Below are 17,646 nucleotides of genomic sequence, written 5' to 3'. Positions count from 1 at the left end.
AAACCGAGCAAGACAATGACTGAGACCAGCCGTTCTTTACATGGATTAGATATAAGCAGGCCAGCTCCCGGCAGATTAGGTCAGGCGATCAAAGCCGCTATTCCTATGTTGGCGATGTTAGGAGGGGGCGCGGTGGCGTCGACGCGTAATGCCACTTCTACCGCCAATGGTCAGCGGTTAAAAAGCAATACCGCGGTTTATGTCAGTAGTCATACCGATAAAATGCAGCCGGGGCAAATGGCATCAGCTAAACAAAAGCGTTCGGCTTTTGGCGCTTTTACCAATAGTGCTAAAGGGAAAAAATCAGCAGAGCAGCAGGTTAAGGTTAATGACGCGGCACTGGCTTTTCTCAAAGCTAATGATTTGTTACAGCAGGGAGATGCGGTTAAAGCAAGGTTATCTGGTAATACCCTTGGCAGAAAGGTCTTTGCTGATTTTTGTTTGCAAGATGATCTCCGGCCAGCAAATGTCGCCCCCAATAATGCGTTAGCTGCGACCATAACGGCCCAGGCTAATGTGATGAAAACATTATTGAATAAAACGGCTTGTAATGCATCCGCTCATATCTGGCATACCACAACGGCTGGTGTCTGTAGTCGTGGTGGTTCGACGATTGTTCAGTGTATGAATAATAGTTTTTACTGGGTAGGGATTAATGTTAATGGCACTGATGCCGGCGGAGACAGTACGGCGCCGGTTTTTGAAAATAGTACGCCATCAATAGCCTCAATTACAGATACCGGGGCTACTGTATCGGTGGATCTCGATGAAGACGGTACTGTTTATTATGTGGTGGTGGCTGATGGCGCTTCAGTACCATCAGCAGCCGAGGTAAAAGCGGGTACCGGCAGTGGTGGTTCAGGCCAGTTGGCATCGGGGAATTTTACCACTTCAGGTACTACTGGTAATGAAGCCTTCAGTGGTTTGTCCGGTGGTACTGCTTACGATATTTATGTGGTGGCCGAAGATGGCGTTCCCAATCTTCAGGCAACAGCCACAAGAGTGGACTTTACCACCACAGATACCACAGCACCTACTTTTGACAGCGGGCCCTCCATCGGTACCATTACCGGAACCGGTGCTACTGTTTCGGTTGATTTAAATGAAGATGGTACTGTTTATTACGTGGTGGTTGCAGACGGTGCAGCGGCGCCTTCGGCAGCCGAAGTCAAAGCAGGTACCGGTAGTGGTGGCTCAGGTGAATTGGTAACGGGGAATTTTGCAACTTCAAGCACCACAGGCAATGAGGCTTTTAACAGTTTATCTGGTAGTACTCCATACGATATTTATGTTGTCGCTGAGGATGGCATTCCCAACCTGCAGGCATCAGCCACTAAAGTGGACTTTACCACTTTAGATAGCACCGCTCCGACTATCAGCGCGATCACCATTCCCGATAGCGATCATAAGGTAGGGGATACCGTTACCGCCACAATTACCGTGACTTCTGATACCGATGATTATACTACCGGCAGTGGCGGTATCAGTGGCACCATTAATGGTTATGCCCTGGGCAGTTTAAGTAAAAGTAGCGATACTACCTATACTGCGACTTTCACCATTACCGATGGCGGCACAGATGTTGTTGCTGGTAGTGATATAGCGGTGAATTTTACCCTGGATGACAGCTCGGGCAATACCAGTGGCGCCTTTACCACCGCTATCAGCCAGGTCAGTGATGCTATTTATGCCAACTTACCGGATATAGATTTAACTGTTGATAGTAATACCATTGCCGAAGACGGTGGCGTTGCGACCTTAACTGCAACCTTAAGTGGCAGTTTGAACAACCAGTGGCCATCGGGTATTACCGTGAATTTGGCTTATAGCGGCACCGGCAGCGCAGGTACCGATTACACTAAATCTGATAGCATTGTCATTTCTGCCGGTAATAGCAGTAATACTGCTACGATCACCGGCACCGCCGATACCCGTTTTGATGCTGCGACTGATGAAACCGCAATTGTTGATATCAGCAGCGTCTCTGAAGGTAATGAGAATGGTGTTCAGCAACAAACTATCACCATTACCGATGCCGAAATTGCGCCAACGGTAACTTTATCTGTTGGCAATGCCTCGGTGAATGAAAATGCCGGCACTTCTACGATTACCGCCACCTTAAGTCATCAAACCTATGACAGTACAGTAGTTAATGTTAGCTATAGTGGTACTGCGGTGGGTGCAGGTACCGATTATAATACTCCGAGTAGCTCCATTACCATTAATGCCGGCTCGCTCAGTGCCAATGCCGGTACCGGTATAACTGCGGTCAATGATGGCAGCTCCGACGGTAATCTTACTGTGATCATCGATGTTGACAGTGTCACCGGCAGTGCCAGTGAAAATGGTAGCCAGCAACAGACAGTAACGATAATCGATGATGAAGATGGACTTGCTCCCACTATTTCGGCGGTATCTATTACCGATAGCGATCATAAAGTCGGAGATACCGTTACCGCCACTATCACTGTGACCTCAGATGCCGATGATTACACCACAGGCAGCGGCGGCATTACCGGTACCATTGACGGTTATACCTTAGGCGCTTTAAGTAAAAGCAATGACACCACTTATACCGCCACTTTCACCATTACCGATGGTGGCACGGATGTGGCAGCAGGCAGCGATATCACCGTCAGTTTTACCATGGATGACAGTTCGGGTAATACCAGTGCCGCTTATACTACTGCCATCAGTCAGGGCAGTGATGCTATTTATGCGAATTTACCGGATGTGGATTTAACCGCCGATAGTAATACCATCGCTGAGGATGGCGGTGTATCAACGCTAACCGCCACCTTAAGTAACAGTTTAAATAATCAGTGGCCGGTGGATATTACCGTTAACCTGGCCTATACCGGTACTGGTACGGCGGGCACCGATTACAGCAAGTCTGATAGTCTTGTTATTTCTGCCGGTAATAGCACCAATACCACGACGGTGACCGGCACGGCGGATACCTTGTTTGACGCGGCTGCCAATGAAACCGCGATCATCGATATTGATAGTCTCTCTGCGGGTAATGAAGGCACCACTAATCAGCAAACCATCACCATTACCGACGCCGAATCGGCACCGACGGTGATCTTAACAACCGGGAGTGGTGTGGTGGTCGAAAATGGCGGTACTTCAGCCCTGACCGCCACCTTGAGTAATGCAACCTATGCCGATGTTACCGTTAACCTCGGTTATACCGGTACGGCGAGCAGTGGTGGTGTTGATTATAATACTCCGAGCAGTTCCATTACCATCAGCGGCGGCTCAACCACGGCCAATGCGGCCACGGGTATTACCTCTGTAGATGATGGCGATACCGAAGGTTTTGAAACCATTATTACCGATATCACATCAGTTAGTGGTGGCAGCGCGACAGAGAGTGGTAGCCAGCAAAAAACAGTAACCATCAATGATAATGAAACCATCCCGGTGGTAACATTAAGCGCCAGCAGTAATTCACTTTTGGAAAATGCTGGCAGTTCGACCTTAACCGCAACTTTAGATCAGGTGACTTTTGAAGATGTAACCGTGAACCTGACCTATAGCGGCACCGCAACCAGCGGCACTGACTATGGTGTACCAGCGGGCAGTATCACCATTACTGCCGGGCAATTAACCGGTACCACTACCATTACCGCGACGGATGACAGCAGTGATGAAGATGATGAAACCATTATTGTCGATATCGCGAGTGTCAGTGGCGGCAACAGTATAGAAAATGTCACGCCTCAAACGGAAACGTTGACTATTACCGATAATGATACCGCTCCAACACCTACGCCAGACCCGGAGCCTGTTCCAGTTCTAGAAACTGCCAGTGTCACTTTATCGGTCAGCTCGAATACGATCAGTGAAAATGGCGGCAGCAGTACGGTAACAGCCTCGCTAGATAAAGTAATTAGTAAACCGGTAACGGTATCCTTGGCTTATAGCGGCACGGCAAGTGGCGGCAATGATTACACCTCACCAGTGGGCAGCGTTAGCATTGCGGCTGGTGAAACCTCAGCTTCGCTATCATTAATTGCGATTGCCGATAAAATAATTGAAGAAAATGAAACCATTATTATTGATATTTCTGCTATCAGTGACGATATAGCAACAGAAAGCGGCAATCAGCAGCGAACAGTGACAATCACCGAAGCAAGTGCTGTATTAACGACAGTGAGTGATGTTGGTCAACTGGATGAAGATAATACTATTGCTATTGATGTTTTAGCCAATGACAGCAGTCAGGGCAGTAGTTTGAATGTGGCTAGTGTCAGTGTTATTACCGTACCCGAGCATGGTGTTAGCTCAGTAAACAGTGCTACGGGCGTTATAAGTTACACCCCCGAAGAGAACTTTAACGGCAATGATAGCTTTACGTACACAGTTAGTGATCTTGTCGGTAATCGAAGTGAAGCAACCTCGGTTAGTATTTCGATTGCAGCGGTTAATGATACACCAATGGCGCAAGATGATAGCTTTAATCATGAAGGGGATGAGGCCATAGAGCTAGATGTAGTAGCTAATGACATTGATATTGATGGAGATGCGTTGAAAATTATCGGCGCAACCGTTGATTCTGGTCTAGTGAGCTTTAGCGAGGAAAGAATCACTTACACCCCTATTGCTGGTACTAGCGGAACAGTGGTTATTGATTACCACATTAGTGATGGTCTTGATGGTGAAGATTCGGCGCAAGCTTTTATTAAACTTGGTGCTATTGGGAATGATTTACCCTTAATAACAGTACCTGCAGGTATAACCGTTAATGCCGAAGCCTTAGCGACTAAAGTTGATTTGGGTATAGCGACCGCACTTGATAAAGACGGTAATGCCCTACCTGTTTCTATTGACGGTGATACTGTTTTTTTTCCGCCGGGGCTGAATACTGTTTTCTGGCGCGCTACCGACAGTGAAGGGCGCACGTCGGCCTTAAGCCAAGTTGTGAAAGTGAAACCACTAATTTCTCTGGATAAAGACCAAACCGTATTGGAAGGCTATTCGGTCAATATTGGCATACATCTAAACGGTTTATCGCCAGAGTACCCATTAAGCATTCCTTATACGGTTGCTGGCAGCGCCGAGCAAGGGCTTGATTACGAATTAGCTGCTGGGGAAGTGGTCATTGAATCAGGTACTGAAGGCCTGTTGAGCTTTAATATACTTGCAGACAGCCTCAATGAACAGGAAGAAACCGTTATCGTTGAACTTGGTGATGGTGTTAATCGCGGCAGCAAATTCAGCCATACCATTACGATCACCGAACAAAGCATCCCACCGACAGTAAGTTTGCAGGTTAAACAAAATGGTGAAGAACGCTTTATTGCTAACCTGACTGATGGCGACGTTACGGTGACATCCACGGTGACACATCCTGATACCAGCAAGCAATATGGTTATCTTTGGTCTAACAATGAGCAGCTATTAACTGATGTTGACAGTAACGATGAGCGCTTTACGTTTGAGCCGGAAAACCTTGCCTTAGGTATTTATCATTTGCAATTAACGGTTACCGATCTTGATAGCAGTGAACTTATGGCGGTTGATCAAGTCACGATACAGTTAGTATCGACAACTCCGGTACTGGGCAATGAAGACAGTGATAATGATGGTATTCCTGATGATGTTGAAGGTTTGGGGGATGACGATAGCGACGGTATTCCAGACTATCTTGATACCATAGATGAGTGTAATGTTGTGCCAGAAATGGTCGGCACAACAGATAGTTTTCTGTTGGAGGGAGATCCTGGGGTATGTTTACGTTTAGGCGATGTTGCGCTTGGTGATACTTCCGGTGGTATCCAAATTACCGACGACGATAACAGCGATAACGAAGTGATTAATGTCGGCGGAATATTTGACTTTATTGCTTACGGTTTACCGCAAGCAGGTCAGCAGTATCGGGTTGTATTACCTCAAATTCAACCGATCCCTGCCGAAGCCGTTTATCGCAAACAAAGTCTAAGTGGGTCATGGTCGAATTTTGTTGAAGATGCTGATAACCAGTTGTGGTCAACTGAAGGTGAGTCAGGCTTTTGTCCGCCTCCAGGTCATGAGTCTTGGCAGGCAGGCTTGAATGAAGGATTTTGGTGTGTACAGCTAGTGATGACAGACGGTGGTGCTAATGATGCCGATGGTGTGGCGAATAATGCCATTGTCGATCCGGGCGGTGTTTCAGTGCTATTAACGAGTAATACAAAACCTGTTGCAGTAGCAGATACGGTTAGCGTAAAGCGTAATCAATCGATAGTGATTGACGTACTAGCTAATGATACTGATGCAGACCAAGATAGCTTAAGTATTGGTGTCGCCACGGCGGCATTTGGCATGGTAACTATCACGGCTGATAATCAATTAAATTATCAGAGTGCTGATGATTTTATTGGTGAAGATACTATTATTTACAGCTTGTCAGATGGTAATGGCGGTACGGACAGCAGTACCGTAACGGTCACGGTTTACACCAACAATGCACCGACAGCTGTTGATGACATTGCCAGTACTGACGACCGAACTGACATTGTTATTAATGTGTTAGCAAATGACAGCGATGCTGACGGCGACAGTTTAACGGTGACCAGTGCTACGGTAGACAATGGTCAGGTCAGTATTAATGGTGATAGCACTTTAACCTACAAGCCTGATAATGGTTTTGGAGGTAGTGCTTTGATAACCTACACGATTGCTGACGGACATGGTGAGCAGGCAAGCGCACAAGTGACAGTGAGCGTTAAAGCAGTTGAGGTGGTTATCGTGAAAAACAACGCCAAGGGCGGCAGCATGGGCGTAATACTTATCATACTTGCTGGTGTTGCATTGTATCGTTCACGCCGACAGCACAAGTTAGGCATGAAATATTTTGTTAAAGGGGCCGCGGTGATTACGGCGGCAACCAGTATGAATCTTGCTGCCGCTGAGCCACAATGGTTTCTAACGGGGAGTGTTGGACAAAGTCATGTCAGTACGCAGCTAAAAAGTCCAAATGATATCGGTGCTATTGGCAATGTCGGTACAATCACCAGTGATGTTGATAAATCGGACACCAGTTATAGCTTAGGTGGTGGGATGAAGTATGGTGCTTATTCAATGACGCTGAGCTACGAACAATTAGGAGAAGCTTCGGCGAGTTATACGGGGGAAACATTAGATGCCGTATCGTTTCATCAAGCACTAACGAATAGTGCCCCCAAGCTTGTTGATGGTATTAGCCTGCAAGGTCAATATACCTTATGGCAAAATGATGCAGTAAGTGCTTCGGTTGGGCTTGGCTTGTTTGCTTGGGAGCTCGATTACACTAGTACACTTAACGATAGTGTTATTGCGGTAGATGAAGATAATGTTGATGTGTTTTATAACGTACAAATCAGTTATCAATTAACCGAACATGTTGAAATGAGCCTAAAAGCGAGTCGTTATAATTTATCAGTTAATGATGTTAACAATATGGCGGTAGGGCTAAGGTATCATTTTTAAGGTTCCATAAAACTGTATGATGAAACTACAAGCGATAGCAATAGGTTGTTGATATCGTTTGTAGTTTGCTAAAAACGCCTTTTCTGAACTCAGTATTAATTGTATCGACAGTTATTGCTTTATCTGAGAGTTGATATCTAGGTGCTGATATGGATGTATAAACTAGAACTTACTAGGCATAAGTTTACAAGTTGTTGATAGCTGGTTAAGCTTTTTAGCTAGGTTTAATAAATCTGCTTTGTGTTTAAAATAGAGTGTTAGTGGCAATATGAGGCAGTTTTTTGTCGTGATATTAAATCTGGTGTATTAACCAAATAACCATCATTTTCCATAAGAGATATAAGATGTTTTCTTAGCAATAAAACTACTTTTTATTGCTAGAGCAAGTGTCTATATTTTTATTCAATAAAACCTTTCCAGATTGTTTAATATTATCTTTACTTGTCATTTTTTTAGTTGACGAAAAATCAAAAATAGCTAATATTTGCTGCAATTTATCATTAAATTTTGCAGCAAACTCAAAGATAGTATTTTTCTTTTGTAGAGTATTCGGAACTATATGAGCAAAATCTACTACTTGAATACCCTGTAAAGGCTGACGCATGGTACTTGGAAAAGATGGTAAGTTAGCTTTTTTAAACGCACCAAAAGTTTTGTTAGTAATACGAGAGAAAGCATAGTTATGAGCAATATTATTAGCGTTACTATTCATCGCTGTATTTTGTTTCACAACAATTGAATAAATAGTGTCATTATTCACTTCTGGTGCCGCATATGATAACGAACCAAATAACCCTGTGATAACACAAATAGCGCTAACTAAACTAACTTTAATTATTCTGTTCATTTGTATTCCTCATCGATATTTATGCTAAACCTTTCCCTGATGTAACAAGTGTACCATCATGTTACAAATCAATAATAGTTTGGATCCTATGTTTGTGCGACAGCAATAAGGTAAAGTGACTAATTTATCCGACCAATAGCAAAAAATTGAATTGTTACGATAGTGACTTTAACAGCTTTATTTTTAAAATTAATTTGTCGTTGTCGTTGGTAAAGGAATAACTTTTATTGGTAGGTGTTTAATTTTAAGTAACGTTAATTTTTTGTGAGATGCCACTAAGAGGAGATCGCTCTTGTGAGTGTTTTACTTACACCATAATTAAAAAGATCATTAAAGTATGATTTAATGATCTTTTAACGTTAGTTAACAGTGATTGCTATTTAGCTTTGAACACTATTCTGTTTTTATGTAATAAAGGCTCTGTATAACCATTAGGTTGCTCATGCCCTTTAAACACCAAAGCCAGTGCTGTTTGAAAAGCGATATTTTCATCAAAATTGGTAGCCATCGCTTGATAGCTAGCATCTGACTGATTTTGTTGATCAACCACTTTGGCCATTTTTTTCATACTCGCTAATACCTGTTCAGCAGAACAAATTTTGTGTAGTAACCAGTTGGCCATATGCTGGCTAGAAATTCGCAAGGTGGCTCTATCTTCCATTAAGCCAATATCATTAATATCAGGCACTTTTGAACAGCCAACACCTTGATCAATCCATCGAACCACATAGCCTAAAATACCTTGGGCATTGTTATCTAATTCATCAGATATTTCTTGTTCAGTCCAATGCGGGTTATCGGCTAAAGGAATGGTTAGAATATCGTCGACATTGGCTGGCGTACGTTTTTTAAGTTGTTGCTGTAAGTTAAATACATCAACTTTATGGTAATGCAATGCGTGTAACGTTGCTGCGGTAGGTGAAGGTACCCAAGCGGTATTCGCGCCAGCTTCAACATGGTTAATTTTTGTTGCTAACATATTGGCCATTTGATCAGGTACCGGCCACATGCCTTTGCCTATTTGTGCTTTACCGCTAAAGCCACAAGCAAGACCAACATCCACATTATTATCTTCGTAAGCAGAAATCCATTTAGTTAGTTTAATATCGGCTTTTCTTGCCATTGGTCCCGCTAGCATTGAAGTATGAATTTCATCACCAGTACGGTCTAAAAAGCCTGTATTGATAAATACCACACGTTCTTTTGCTGCATGTACACAAGCTTTTAAGTTAATACTGGTGCGACGTTCTTCATCCATAATACCCATTTTGATGGTATTACGCGGCAATGATAATAAATCTTCAACTCGTTCAAATAGCTTATTAGCAAATCCTACTTCTTCAGGGCCATGCATTTTAGGTTTTACGATATAAATAGAACCCGCTTGGCTATTTTGTAAATGTGCTGTTGATGATTGTTGCGGGCTAATATCATGTAGGGCGATTAACGAAGTAATCACCGCGTCCATGATGCCTTCAGGAATTTCATTGCCAGTTTGATCAATAATAGCGTTATTGGTCATTAAGTGGCCGACATTACGAACAAACATCAAACTTCTACTTTTTACGCTAAATTCTTCACCGTTAAGCGCTTGGTATTGCTTATCTTGCTGCATTTTACGGGTAACTTTATTACCTGCCTTTTCAAATGTTTCAGATAATGTACCTTGATTTAGACCAAGCCAGTTTTGATAAGCAATGAGTTTGTCATCAGCATCAACGGCGGCGACAGAGTCTTCGCAATCCATAATAGTGGTCAGTGCTGACTCAATATTAATATCGCTAATGCCAGCAGGGTCGGTTTTCGCGATTGGGCTGTTAGCATCGAACTCAACAGCAAACAGTAAACCGTGATGTTTAAACAATAATTCAGTCGGTGAATCACTTGTACCATTTAAGCCAGTAAGTAACTCAGGATTCTGTAAATAGCTTAGTTCGCCGCTATTTAACGTGATGGTAAGTGTACCAGCACTAATTTGGTATTTTTCTGCATCGCAATGTGAACCGCTAGTCAGTGGTATTGTTTGGTCTAAAAAGTCACGCGCGAAAGCGACAACTTTTGCACCACGTGCAGGGTTATAGTGCTTTGACTTCTCCGCGCCGTTTTCTTCGGTAATAACATCTGAGCCATACAAAGCGTCATATAAACTACCCCAGCGAGCATTCACCGCGTTTAAAGCAAAGCGTGCATTCATTACCGGAACAACTAATTGTGGACCTGCCATTGTTGCTAGCTCGGCATCAACTTGTGTCGTTGATATAGAAAAATCACCAACATCTGCCGCTAAATAGCCTATTTCTTTTAGGAAGCTTTTGTATGCAGAAAAGTTAAAAGCAGCGCCTTGATGCTTTTGGTGATACTGGCTAATTTGCTGTTGCAGTGTTTCGCGAGTGGCTAACAAGGCTTTATTTTTTGGGCTTAAGTCATTTACTAAATCAGAAAAGCCACGCCAAAACTTTTCAGAGGTTATTTCGGTACCTGGTAAAACACTTGATTCTATAAAGTTATATAGATTTTGCGCAACTTGCATATTGGCAATGGAAATTCTTGTTGTCATAGGGCACCTGTTTTGAAAGTCTGAAGAAAGTTTTCTCGTATTGAATGCAAATATGATCACGAGTAACTGCAATGTAGAAAGTTTGGCGGTGTGATGCAATAGCACTGAATTGAGCTTTTCACTGTACTATTGATGTTTTTATTATTAATACTTCTTTTTGTTTTTATAACTCATTGTTATTAATGTATTTATCTTGATTTCATGTTAGGTGAGCTCTATCTTTATTCATGTTATTGTTTGTTTTTATTTTTGGTATTCACAATGTGAATTATATGTGTTTTGCAACAACACCTTGAAACGAACAAATATTGACAATGTTATAAAAAAGTAATGCAAATATGGGATGCGTTGCAAAAGGTAACCGCTACAAATAGTAACCGTTATAGTAATGAAGTTAAAAATGTAATGATAAATGGGCTGATAATAGCTGTAATTAACGCAGAAACGATCAGTGCAAGAGATGCGAATGCCGTATGTTCGTGACTAATTTTACTAACGATAGAGGTACCAATAGCATGGCTTGCCGCGCCAATGGCTAAGCCTTGGGCTTTAGGTGATGTGACGTTAATAAAAGTTAACCAAAGCGGACCTATAATTGCACCAAAGAAACCTGCGAGAATAATGGCAAAAGCTGTGATGGCAACATTACCATCGAGCTGTTCAGCTATGGCGATAGCAATAGGTGTTGTGACTGATTTGAGTGATAGTGCGACGGAAATACTATAATCACCAACTAATACCATAGTAATAAGAAAACTACTGATAATGGCGATTAGTGCACCAGTAAATAGTACAAAAACAATACTTTTCCATTGGCGTTTAATCGTTTCTAAATGTTGGTATAACGGAAAACCAAGCGCGACAACGGCAGGTTCAAGTAATGCGTTTAATGCCCACGAACTTTCAAAATAATCTTTAAAACTAATCTCTTGCCAAGATAAAATACCAATGGTGCTCAAAATAGTAATCAACATAGGTTGTAGCCAAATAGTATTAAATTTGTGCTGAAATAGGGCAATAATCTGATAAAGGCCAATAGTCGAAATAATGGTGAGCGCAGCATAAATTAGCGTGCTGAAAGAGTATTCTGTCATGGCTTTAATAACGACTTTTTATGTGTTTCATAGCGCTGATAATGCAAGCCTACAGCGGTGAGTAATACAAACGTTGTGACAAATGTGATAGCAACAATTGCAATGCCATGCTGCTTGATTAAATCAAGGTGATTAATAATGCCAACACCAGCTGGAACAAAGCATACGCCCATATGCTTGATGCTCCAGATAACCGTCGCTTTAATTCTATCTGCGTCAAACAGTCGAAAGTGAAGGGTGAAGGTGAATACTATTAATCCGTATAAGCTGCCAGGTAGCGTTGGAATATAATAAGCAAGCAACCTGCCGACAATAACGCAGCTTATTAAAGCAAAAACGCTGTAGGCGGCATTAAATAATTCAGACTTCTTAAAGCTCACGCCCGTATTTTCCTTTGCCAAATTTAACCTTCATTTGCTGCTTCAATCACTAACTGTCTAAACCAAATATGGCTGGCGTCATGATGTAATAACGGGCTCCAAATCATTTTCAATTCAATATCTGGAATATCAAACGGCGGTTTAACTATAGTATAATTGCTGTCTGACTTATGAATTAGGGCTGCACGTGTTGGTAGCGTGGCAACTAATTCATCTTCCAATGCTAATTGCATGGCAACGTGGTAATTACGAGTAAATACTTTGATATCTCGCTTTTTACCTAAACGAGCTAACGCTTCATCAACCCAGCCCAATTTCTGAACATCTTTCGGGTCCATGCCAACACCAACACCAAAGCCAGTTTTAGACACCCAGACATGCTTTGCTGATAAGTAGGTATTGAGGTTGAACTTTGAAACAACTGGATTATCTGCACTTAACAAACAAGAGAAGGAGTCACGCCAAATAGTTTTTTGATGGAAAGACTGTGGTAACTCATCAAAGCGGTTGATTGCCATGTCGATTTTACCTGCTTCTACATCATGAAATGTCACGTCACTCGGGGTCATTATATCGATGGTAACATTAGGCGCAATTTGGTTAATACGCTTGAGCAATCGAGGTAATAACGTCGACGCGGCATAGTCACTGGCCATGATACGAAAAACACGGTGACTATTTAGCTCGTTGAATTCTTCTTCACCTTGTAGTGCTTCTTCTAATTCTAATAGAATCTTTCGAATCGCTGGTGCTAATGCACGCGCACGTTCTGTTGGTACCATACCGTCTGAAGTACGCACTAAAATTGGGTCATTGAATAAAGTACGTAACCTTTTTAAGCCATTGCTCATTGCTGGCTGAGTTATGTTTAATTGACCCGCAGCACGTGTAACATTTTTTTCTCTTAGTAATACGTCTAAATAGATAAGTAGATTAAGGTCAATTTTCGATATATTCATAGAATCAATTATGTAATAAAAAAATATAACTTAATCTTATGTCATGTGTGACGGACATAATCAAGATAATTTCTCGATAATTAGCTTAATATTAATTTCCATTAAATTAATAATATTAGCAAATGAAATCTTTAGTTATTGATTAATTTAACTATTACTTAGAGTTATTACACTACTATTTTTCATGTGAATGCTGGTGATAACTATTATATATTTCATAAATGTTTTGTTGGCGGAGTAGTATTTATGTTGTTCGGTGTGACAGCTTACATTGCTTGTTACATCACCCAAATTATAAATACGGTCAGTTAAGACTTTTGGAGAAAGTGTTATGTCTAATTATCAAAGTGCAATTGAAGCGGTTAAAGCAATAAAGGAACAAGCTGGTAGCTCTTGGGATGCTATTAATCCAGAATCAGTGGCTCGTATGCGAGCGCAGAATAAATTTAAAACTGGCTTAGAGATCGCTCAATACACGGCTGATATTATGCGTAATGATATGGCGGCCTATGATGCTGACAGTTCTAAGTACACTCAATCTTTAGGTTGTTGGCATGGTTTTGTTGGTCAACAAAAAATGATTTCTATCAAGAAGCATTTTGACGGTAAAACTGATCGTCGTTATTTATACCTTTCAGGTTGGATGGTTGCGGCACTTCGCAGTGAATTTGGTCCTCTTCCTGATCAGTCTATGCACGAAAAAACCAGCGTAGCCTCTTTAGTAGCAGAACTTTATACATTCTTACGCCAAGCTGATGCCCGTGAATTAGGCGGTCTTTTCCGTGAACTCGATGCGGCAAGCGAAGGTGATAAGGCTGCAATCCAATATAAAATTGATAACCATGTAACCCACGTTGTTCCAATTATTGCTGATATTGATGCTGGTTTTGGTAACGCTGAAGCGACTTACTTAATGGCTAAGCAAATGATTGAAGCAGGTGCTTGTGCGCTGCAAATTGAAAACCAAGTAGCTGATGAAAAGCAATGTGGACACCAAGACGGTAAAGTAACGGTTCCTCATGCAGACTTTCATTCTAAAATTCGTGCCTTACGTCACGCTTTCTTAGAGTTAGGAATCGACAACGGTATTATCGTTTCACGTACTGACTCTGAAGGTGCTGGTCTTACAAAAGAAATCGCTGTAGTAAAAGAGCCAGGTGACCAAGGCGATATCTATAACTCTTTCTTGGATGTTGAAGAAATCGACGTAGCAGATATGGCTGAAGGTGATGTATGCTTTAACCGTGACGGTAAACTTGTTCGACCTAAGCGTCTACCTTCTGGTTTATATCAATTCCGTCAAGGAACCGGTGAAGAACGTTGTGTATTTGATAGCATTGAAGCGATTAAAGCAGGCGCTGATTTACTTTGGATTGAAACCGCAACACCAAACGTTGCTGATATCACTGCCATGATGAACGAAGTTCGTAAAGAAATTCCGAATGCTAAGCTTGTTTATAACAACAGCCCATCATTTAACTGGACACTTAACTTCCGTCAGCAGCAGTTTGATGCCATGGTTGCTGCGGGTGAAGACGTATCTGGTTATATTCGTGAAGATCTAATGAATGCTGATTACGATGCAACAGAGTTATCAGCAAGAGCAGATGATAAAATTCGTAGTTTCCAATCAGATACTGCACGTGAAGCGGGTATTTTCCATCACTTAATCACCTTACCTACTTATCATACAACAGCATTGTCAGTTGATAACTTAGCGAAAGAGTATTTTGGTGATGCCGCTATGCTTGGCTATGTTGAAGGTGTACAGCGTAAAGAGATTCGTCAAGGTATCGCCTGTGTTAAACATCAGAATATGTCTGGCTCTGATATGGGTGATGACCACAAAGAGTATTTTGCAGGTGAAAATGCACTTAAAGCCGGTGGTGCTAAAAATACCTCTAACCAATTTAATTAGTCGTTAAAAATAGCACTCAGAATGATATTTAGCACTGTACTTAATGTAATTACATAATGTGTAGTGTTTAAAACAGACCCAACCGAAGCAAAAGGCACTGTAATTACAGTGCTTTTTTATATTTGTCGTATTGCTAATGCAAGTTGATATTTCTGATATTAATTAACCTCAACTTGATTTAATGGGTGTCATAACCCATTGCTTAAGTCGCTCTGAGGTTAGTTAATGTAACTACGCCAGATATACCAACAAAGTTAATTACTAAACCAAGATAGCGAAAAAGTTCGGAAGGCCATAATGATGGAGGTTTTGTGAAAGTGCCAATGGCGGCTGAAGTAGCAAGTATGACAATAATAATTGATAGAGTAATATATAACCTTGGACACCTTTTGCAATGAAATATTGTTAACAACACGGCTATGCCTATGAGTAAGGCAATTACCGCAAAAGATGCTGTAGGGCCAATGGGTTGTTTTCCAAGTGATATTTGCCAAAGTCCTATGATATTCCATAGTATCGATAGAAATAAATAGAGCGACTGTATTCTAAACACTAAATTTGCTTTATTTCCACTCATTATTGGCCGCACTTTATACATAAATTTTATACTCGTACATTTTTTGCTGATTATTATTCATTAGTTAAATAGCAGGCCCCATGCCGTTTGGCTGAGTAAAGACAGTTTTCTCCACGACCAAGTATCACTTTCTACTAATTCACCCGCGACGTAGGTATTGGTCACTTTAATGTCTGCCCAATTGATGGCAGGAGTTGTTAATAAGTTATCAGAAAGTACGGTGAAATCAGCTAGCTTACCTACTTCGATACTGCCTCTGCTCTTTTCTTCAAAAATTTGCCATGCCGCATTAATGGTCAAAGCTTTTATAGAGTCTTCGACAGAGATGGCTTCTTGCGGGCCGAGTTGATATTGCTCCGAACGCGTAGTGCGTGTGATTGCTACTTGCATGGCTCGTAATGCGCCTAAAGGTGATGAAGGGGTATCGGTATGTAAACTGACATGATGACCTGCTTTTTTAGCAGAATTTAGCGCCATGTATCGCTCTGCTCTTTGCGGACCAACAATCAGTTCCGTTAGTGCGTCGCCGTAGTAATAAATATGGTCAATATAAAAACTTGGTGTTACACCTAGAGCGTACGCACGCTGAAATTGTGTATATGTTACTAGGGCATTGTGCTCCATGCGGTGCCGCGGATCTTTTCTTGGAAATACGTCTTGGGCAGCGGCGACGGCATCGAGAAATTGTTTTGCGGCTCTTTCCCCTTGAACATGTGCAGATATCTGCCAGCCTTGTCGGTGGTATTGTTCGACTATATCAATCAGTGCTTGGTCAGTGAAATTTAAATGCCCTTTGCTCCCAGTCGAGATACCTAACTTGTTTTTGGTGAAATCATTTGACAGATAAGGTTGATTCATAGCCATACCACCAGCATATGGTGAGCCATCAATCCATAATTTAGGTCCTAATATTTTAAATTGTAAATTTACTTTCGTTGATGGAAAACCTTGTTGCTTGAAGTTCTCATGGGTTGGATAAACAAAGGTTCTTACAGGCGAGTCATCATGCTCAGCAACCTGACGAAATGAATCTAGTGCTTGTGGAAACATTGCCTGTAAGCCTGGGGCAACTATGGTGGTATATCCCGCTTCTGCATAGCGTTCAAACTGCTTAGTAAGTAAATATATATAAGCTGATTTAGGAAATTTTGGTGTCGCTTTAGTAAACTTTGCCATGGCATTTACCTCAACAATAAAGCCAGTAAGCTCGCCATTAGTGTCTTTTTCGAAATAGCCGCCACTAGGATCAGGAGTATTTTTGTCGACACCGGCTTTTTCAAGCGCTATCGAATTTGCGAATGCAGAGTGCAGTGTTTGTGAAATAATAAAGAGTGGATTGTCTGGCGCCCACTGATCAAGTTGTGCCAAAGTGGGCTGCTGTAGATCTCTTAAAATTGCCGGATCCCAACCGTAGGCTAGTACCCATTCGCCTTTGTTTTTTTCTGCAACGGCGGCTTTAATACTGGCGATCACCTCATCTTGACTTTGGTGATTAAAACCTGAAATATCAGCAGTTTCCGCCATCATTGCTGACAATATTGGATGGGTATGAATATCAATAAAGCCCGGTAATAAAGTTTTACCGTCGAGGTCTACAATATCAGTATCGCTTCCTATATAGCTAGAGATATCTTCCTTATTGCCAACGGCTAAAATTTTTCCCTGATAAACTGCAATGGCTTTTGCCGTCGGGTTGTTTTCATCAACCGTAATGATATTGCCATTTTGAAAAAATTTATCGGCATAAACTATTGCTGTTGCTGGACTTTGGTTAGGTGGTTTTTCTGCCTGTGTAGCTAGAGCGATAAACAAGCATAAGCAATAAAAATAGTTAGTGAAATTTAGCCGTTTGCTGACGG

General features: G+C 41.7%; 9 protein-coding genes. 2 read left to right on the top strand and 7 right to left on the bottom strand.

Annotation, left to right across the window (positions count from 1 at the left end; genetic code table 11):
* The first annotated feature begins 15 nt into the window (after positions 1-15).
* Entirely contained in the window at positions 16-7,455 is a 7,440-nt protein-coding gene (locus tag B7C41_RS07495; RefSeq protein WP_158089096.1) for an Ig-like domain-containing protein, read from the top strand.
* 364 nt (positions 7,456-7,819) lie between these two features.
* Here B7C41_RS07495 and B7C41_RS07490 read toward each other — a convergent pair whose 3' ends face one another.
* The 5 genes from B7C41_RS07490 to B7C41_RS07470 all read right to left on the bottom strand — a co-directional run bounded on the left by B7C41_RS07490 (position 7,820) and on the right by B7C41_RS07470 (position 13,292).
* Positions 7,820-8,302 carry a hypothetical protein gene (locus B7C41_RS07490; RefSeq protein WP_085298172.1) on the bottom strand — a complete coding sequence of 161 codons (483 nt, stop codon included), beginning with the start codon at positions 8,300-8,302 and terminating at the stop codon, positions 7,820-7,822.
* A 376-nt stretch (positions 8,303-8,678) separates the two neighbouring features.
* Positions 8,679-10,859, bottom strand: coding sequence for a malate synthase G (locus tag B7C41_RS07485; protein ID WP_085298171.1), 2,181 nt, complete (start codon positions 10,857-10,859; stop codon positions 8,679-8,681).
* A gap of 380 nt (positions 10,860-11,239) precedes the next feature.
* Positions 11,240-11,953, bottom strand: coding sequence for an LrgB family protein (locus B7C41_RS07480; protein WP_085298170.1), 714 nt, complete (start codon positions 11,951-11,953; stop codon positions 11,240-11,242).
* A complete protein-coding gene (locus B7C41_RS07475; RefSeq protein ID WP_085298677.1) occupies positions 11,950-12,333 on the bottom strand; it encodes a CidA/LrgA family protein in 384 nt (127 codons plus the stop codon). The genes B7C41_RS07480 and B7C41_RS07475 overlap by 4 nt, the downstream gene beginning before the upstream one ends.
* Positions 12,334-12,356: 23 nt before the next feature.
* The gene (locus B7C41_RS07470) at positions 12,357-13,292 is read right to left on the bottom strand and encodes a LysR family transcriptional regulator (RefSeq protein WP_085298169.1); all 936 of its coding nucleotides are present in this window, start codon (positions 13,290-13,292) and stop codon (positions 12,357-12,359) included.
* A gap of 331 nt (positions 13,293-13,623) precedes the next feature.
* On the opposite strand from B7C41_RS07470, the gene B7C41_RS07465 reads away from it, so the two are divergent.
* On the top strand, positions 13,624-15,210 hold the full coding sequence (locus B7C41_RS07465) for an isocitrate lyase (RefSeq protein ID WP_085298168.1): 1,587 nt from the start codon (positions 13,624-13,626) through the stop codon (positions 15,208-15,210).
* Between the two features lie 202 nt (positions 15,211-15,412).
* Here the strand turns inward: B7C41_RS07465 and B7C41_RS07460 are convergent, their stop codons facing one another.
* Positions 15,413-15,787, bottom strand: a complete 375-nt coding sequence (locus B7C41_RS07460) for a hypothetical protein (protein WP_143764324.1) — start codon at positions 15,785-15,787, stop codon at positions 15,413-15,415.
* A 60-nt stretch (positions 15,788-15,847) separates the two neighbouring features.
* A complete protein-coding gene (locus B7C41_RS07455) occupies positions 15,848-17,599 on the bottom strand; it encodes an amidohydrolase (RefSeq protein WP_211279498.1) in 1,752 nt (583 codons plus the stop codon).
* Between the last annotated feature and the right edge of the window lie 47 nt (positions 17,600-17,646).

The sequence above is a fragment of the Cognaticolwellia mytili genome (assembly GCF_002104475.1).
Lineage (GTDB): Bacteria > Pseudomonadota > Gammaproteobacteria > Enterobacterales > Alteromonadaceae > Cognaticolwellia > Cognaticolwellia mytili.
This window is presented reverse-complemented; position numbering and strand designations above follow the sequence as displayed.

Coding starts and splice junctions, on each gene's coding strand:
- B7C41_RS07485 (WP_085298171.1), bottom strand. CDS start 10,859: ATGACAACAAGAATTTCCATTGCCAATATGCAAGTTGCGCAAAATCTA.
- B7C41_RS07465 (WP_085298168.1), top strand. CDS start 13,624: ATGTCTAATTATCAAAGTGCAATTGAAGCGGTTAAAGCAATAAAGGAA.
- B7C41_RS07480 (WP_085298170.1), bottom strand. CDS start 11,953: ATGACAGAATACTCTTTCAGCACGCTAATTTATGCTGCGCTCACCATT.
- B7C41_RS07460 (WP_143764324.1), bottom strand. CDS start 15,787: ATGAGTGGAAATAAAGCAAATTTAGTGTTTAGAATACAGTCGCTCTAT.
- B7C41_RS07490 (WP_085298172.1), bottom strand. CDS start 8,302: ATGAACAGAATAATTAAAGTTAGTTTAGTTAGCGCTATTTGTGTTATC.
- B7C41_RS07470 (WP_085298169.1), bottom strand. CDS start 13,292: ATGAATATATCGAAAATTGACCTTAATCTACTTATCTATTTAGACGTA.
- B7C41_RS07495 (WP_158089096.1), top strand. CDS start 16: ATGACTGAGACCAGCCGTTCTTTACATGGATTAGATATAAGCAGGCCA.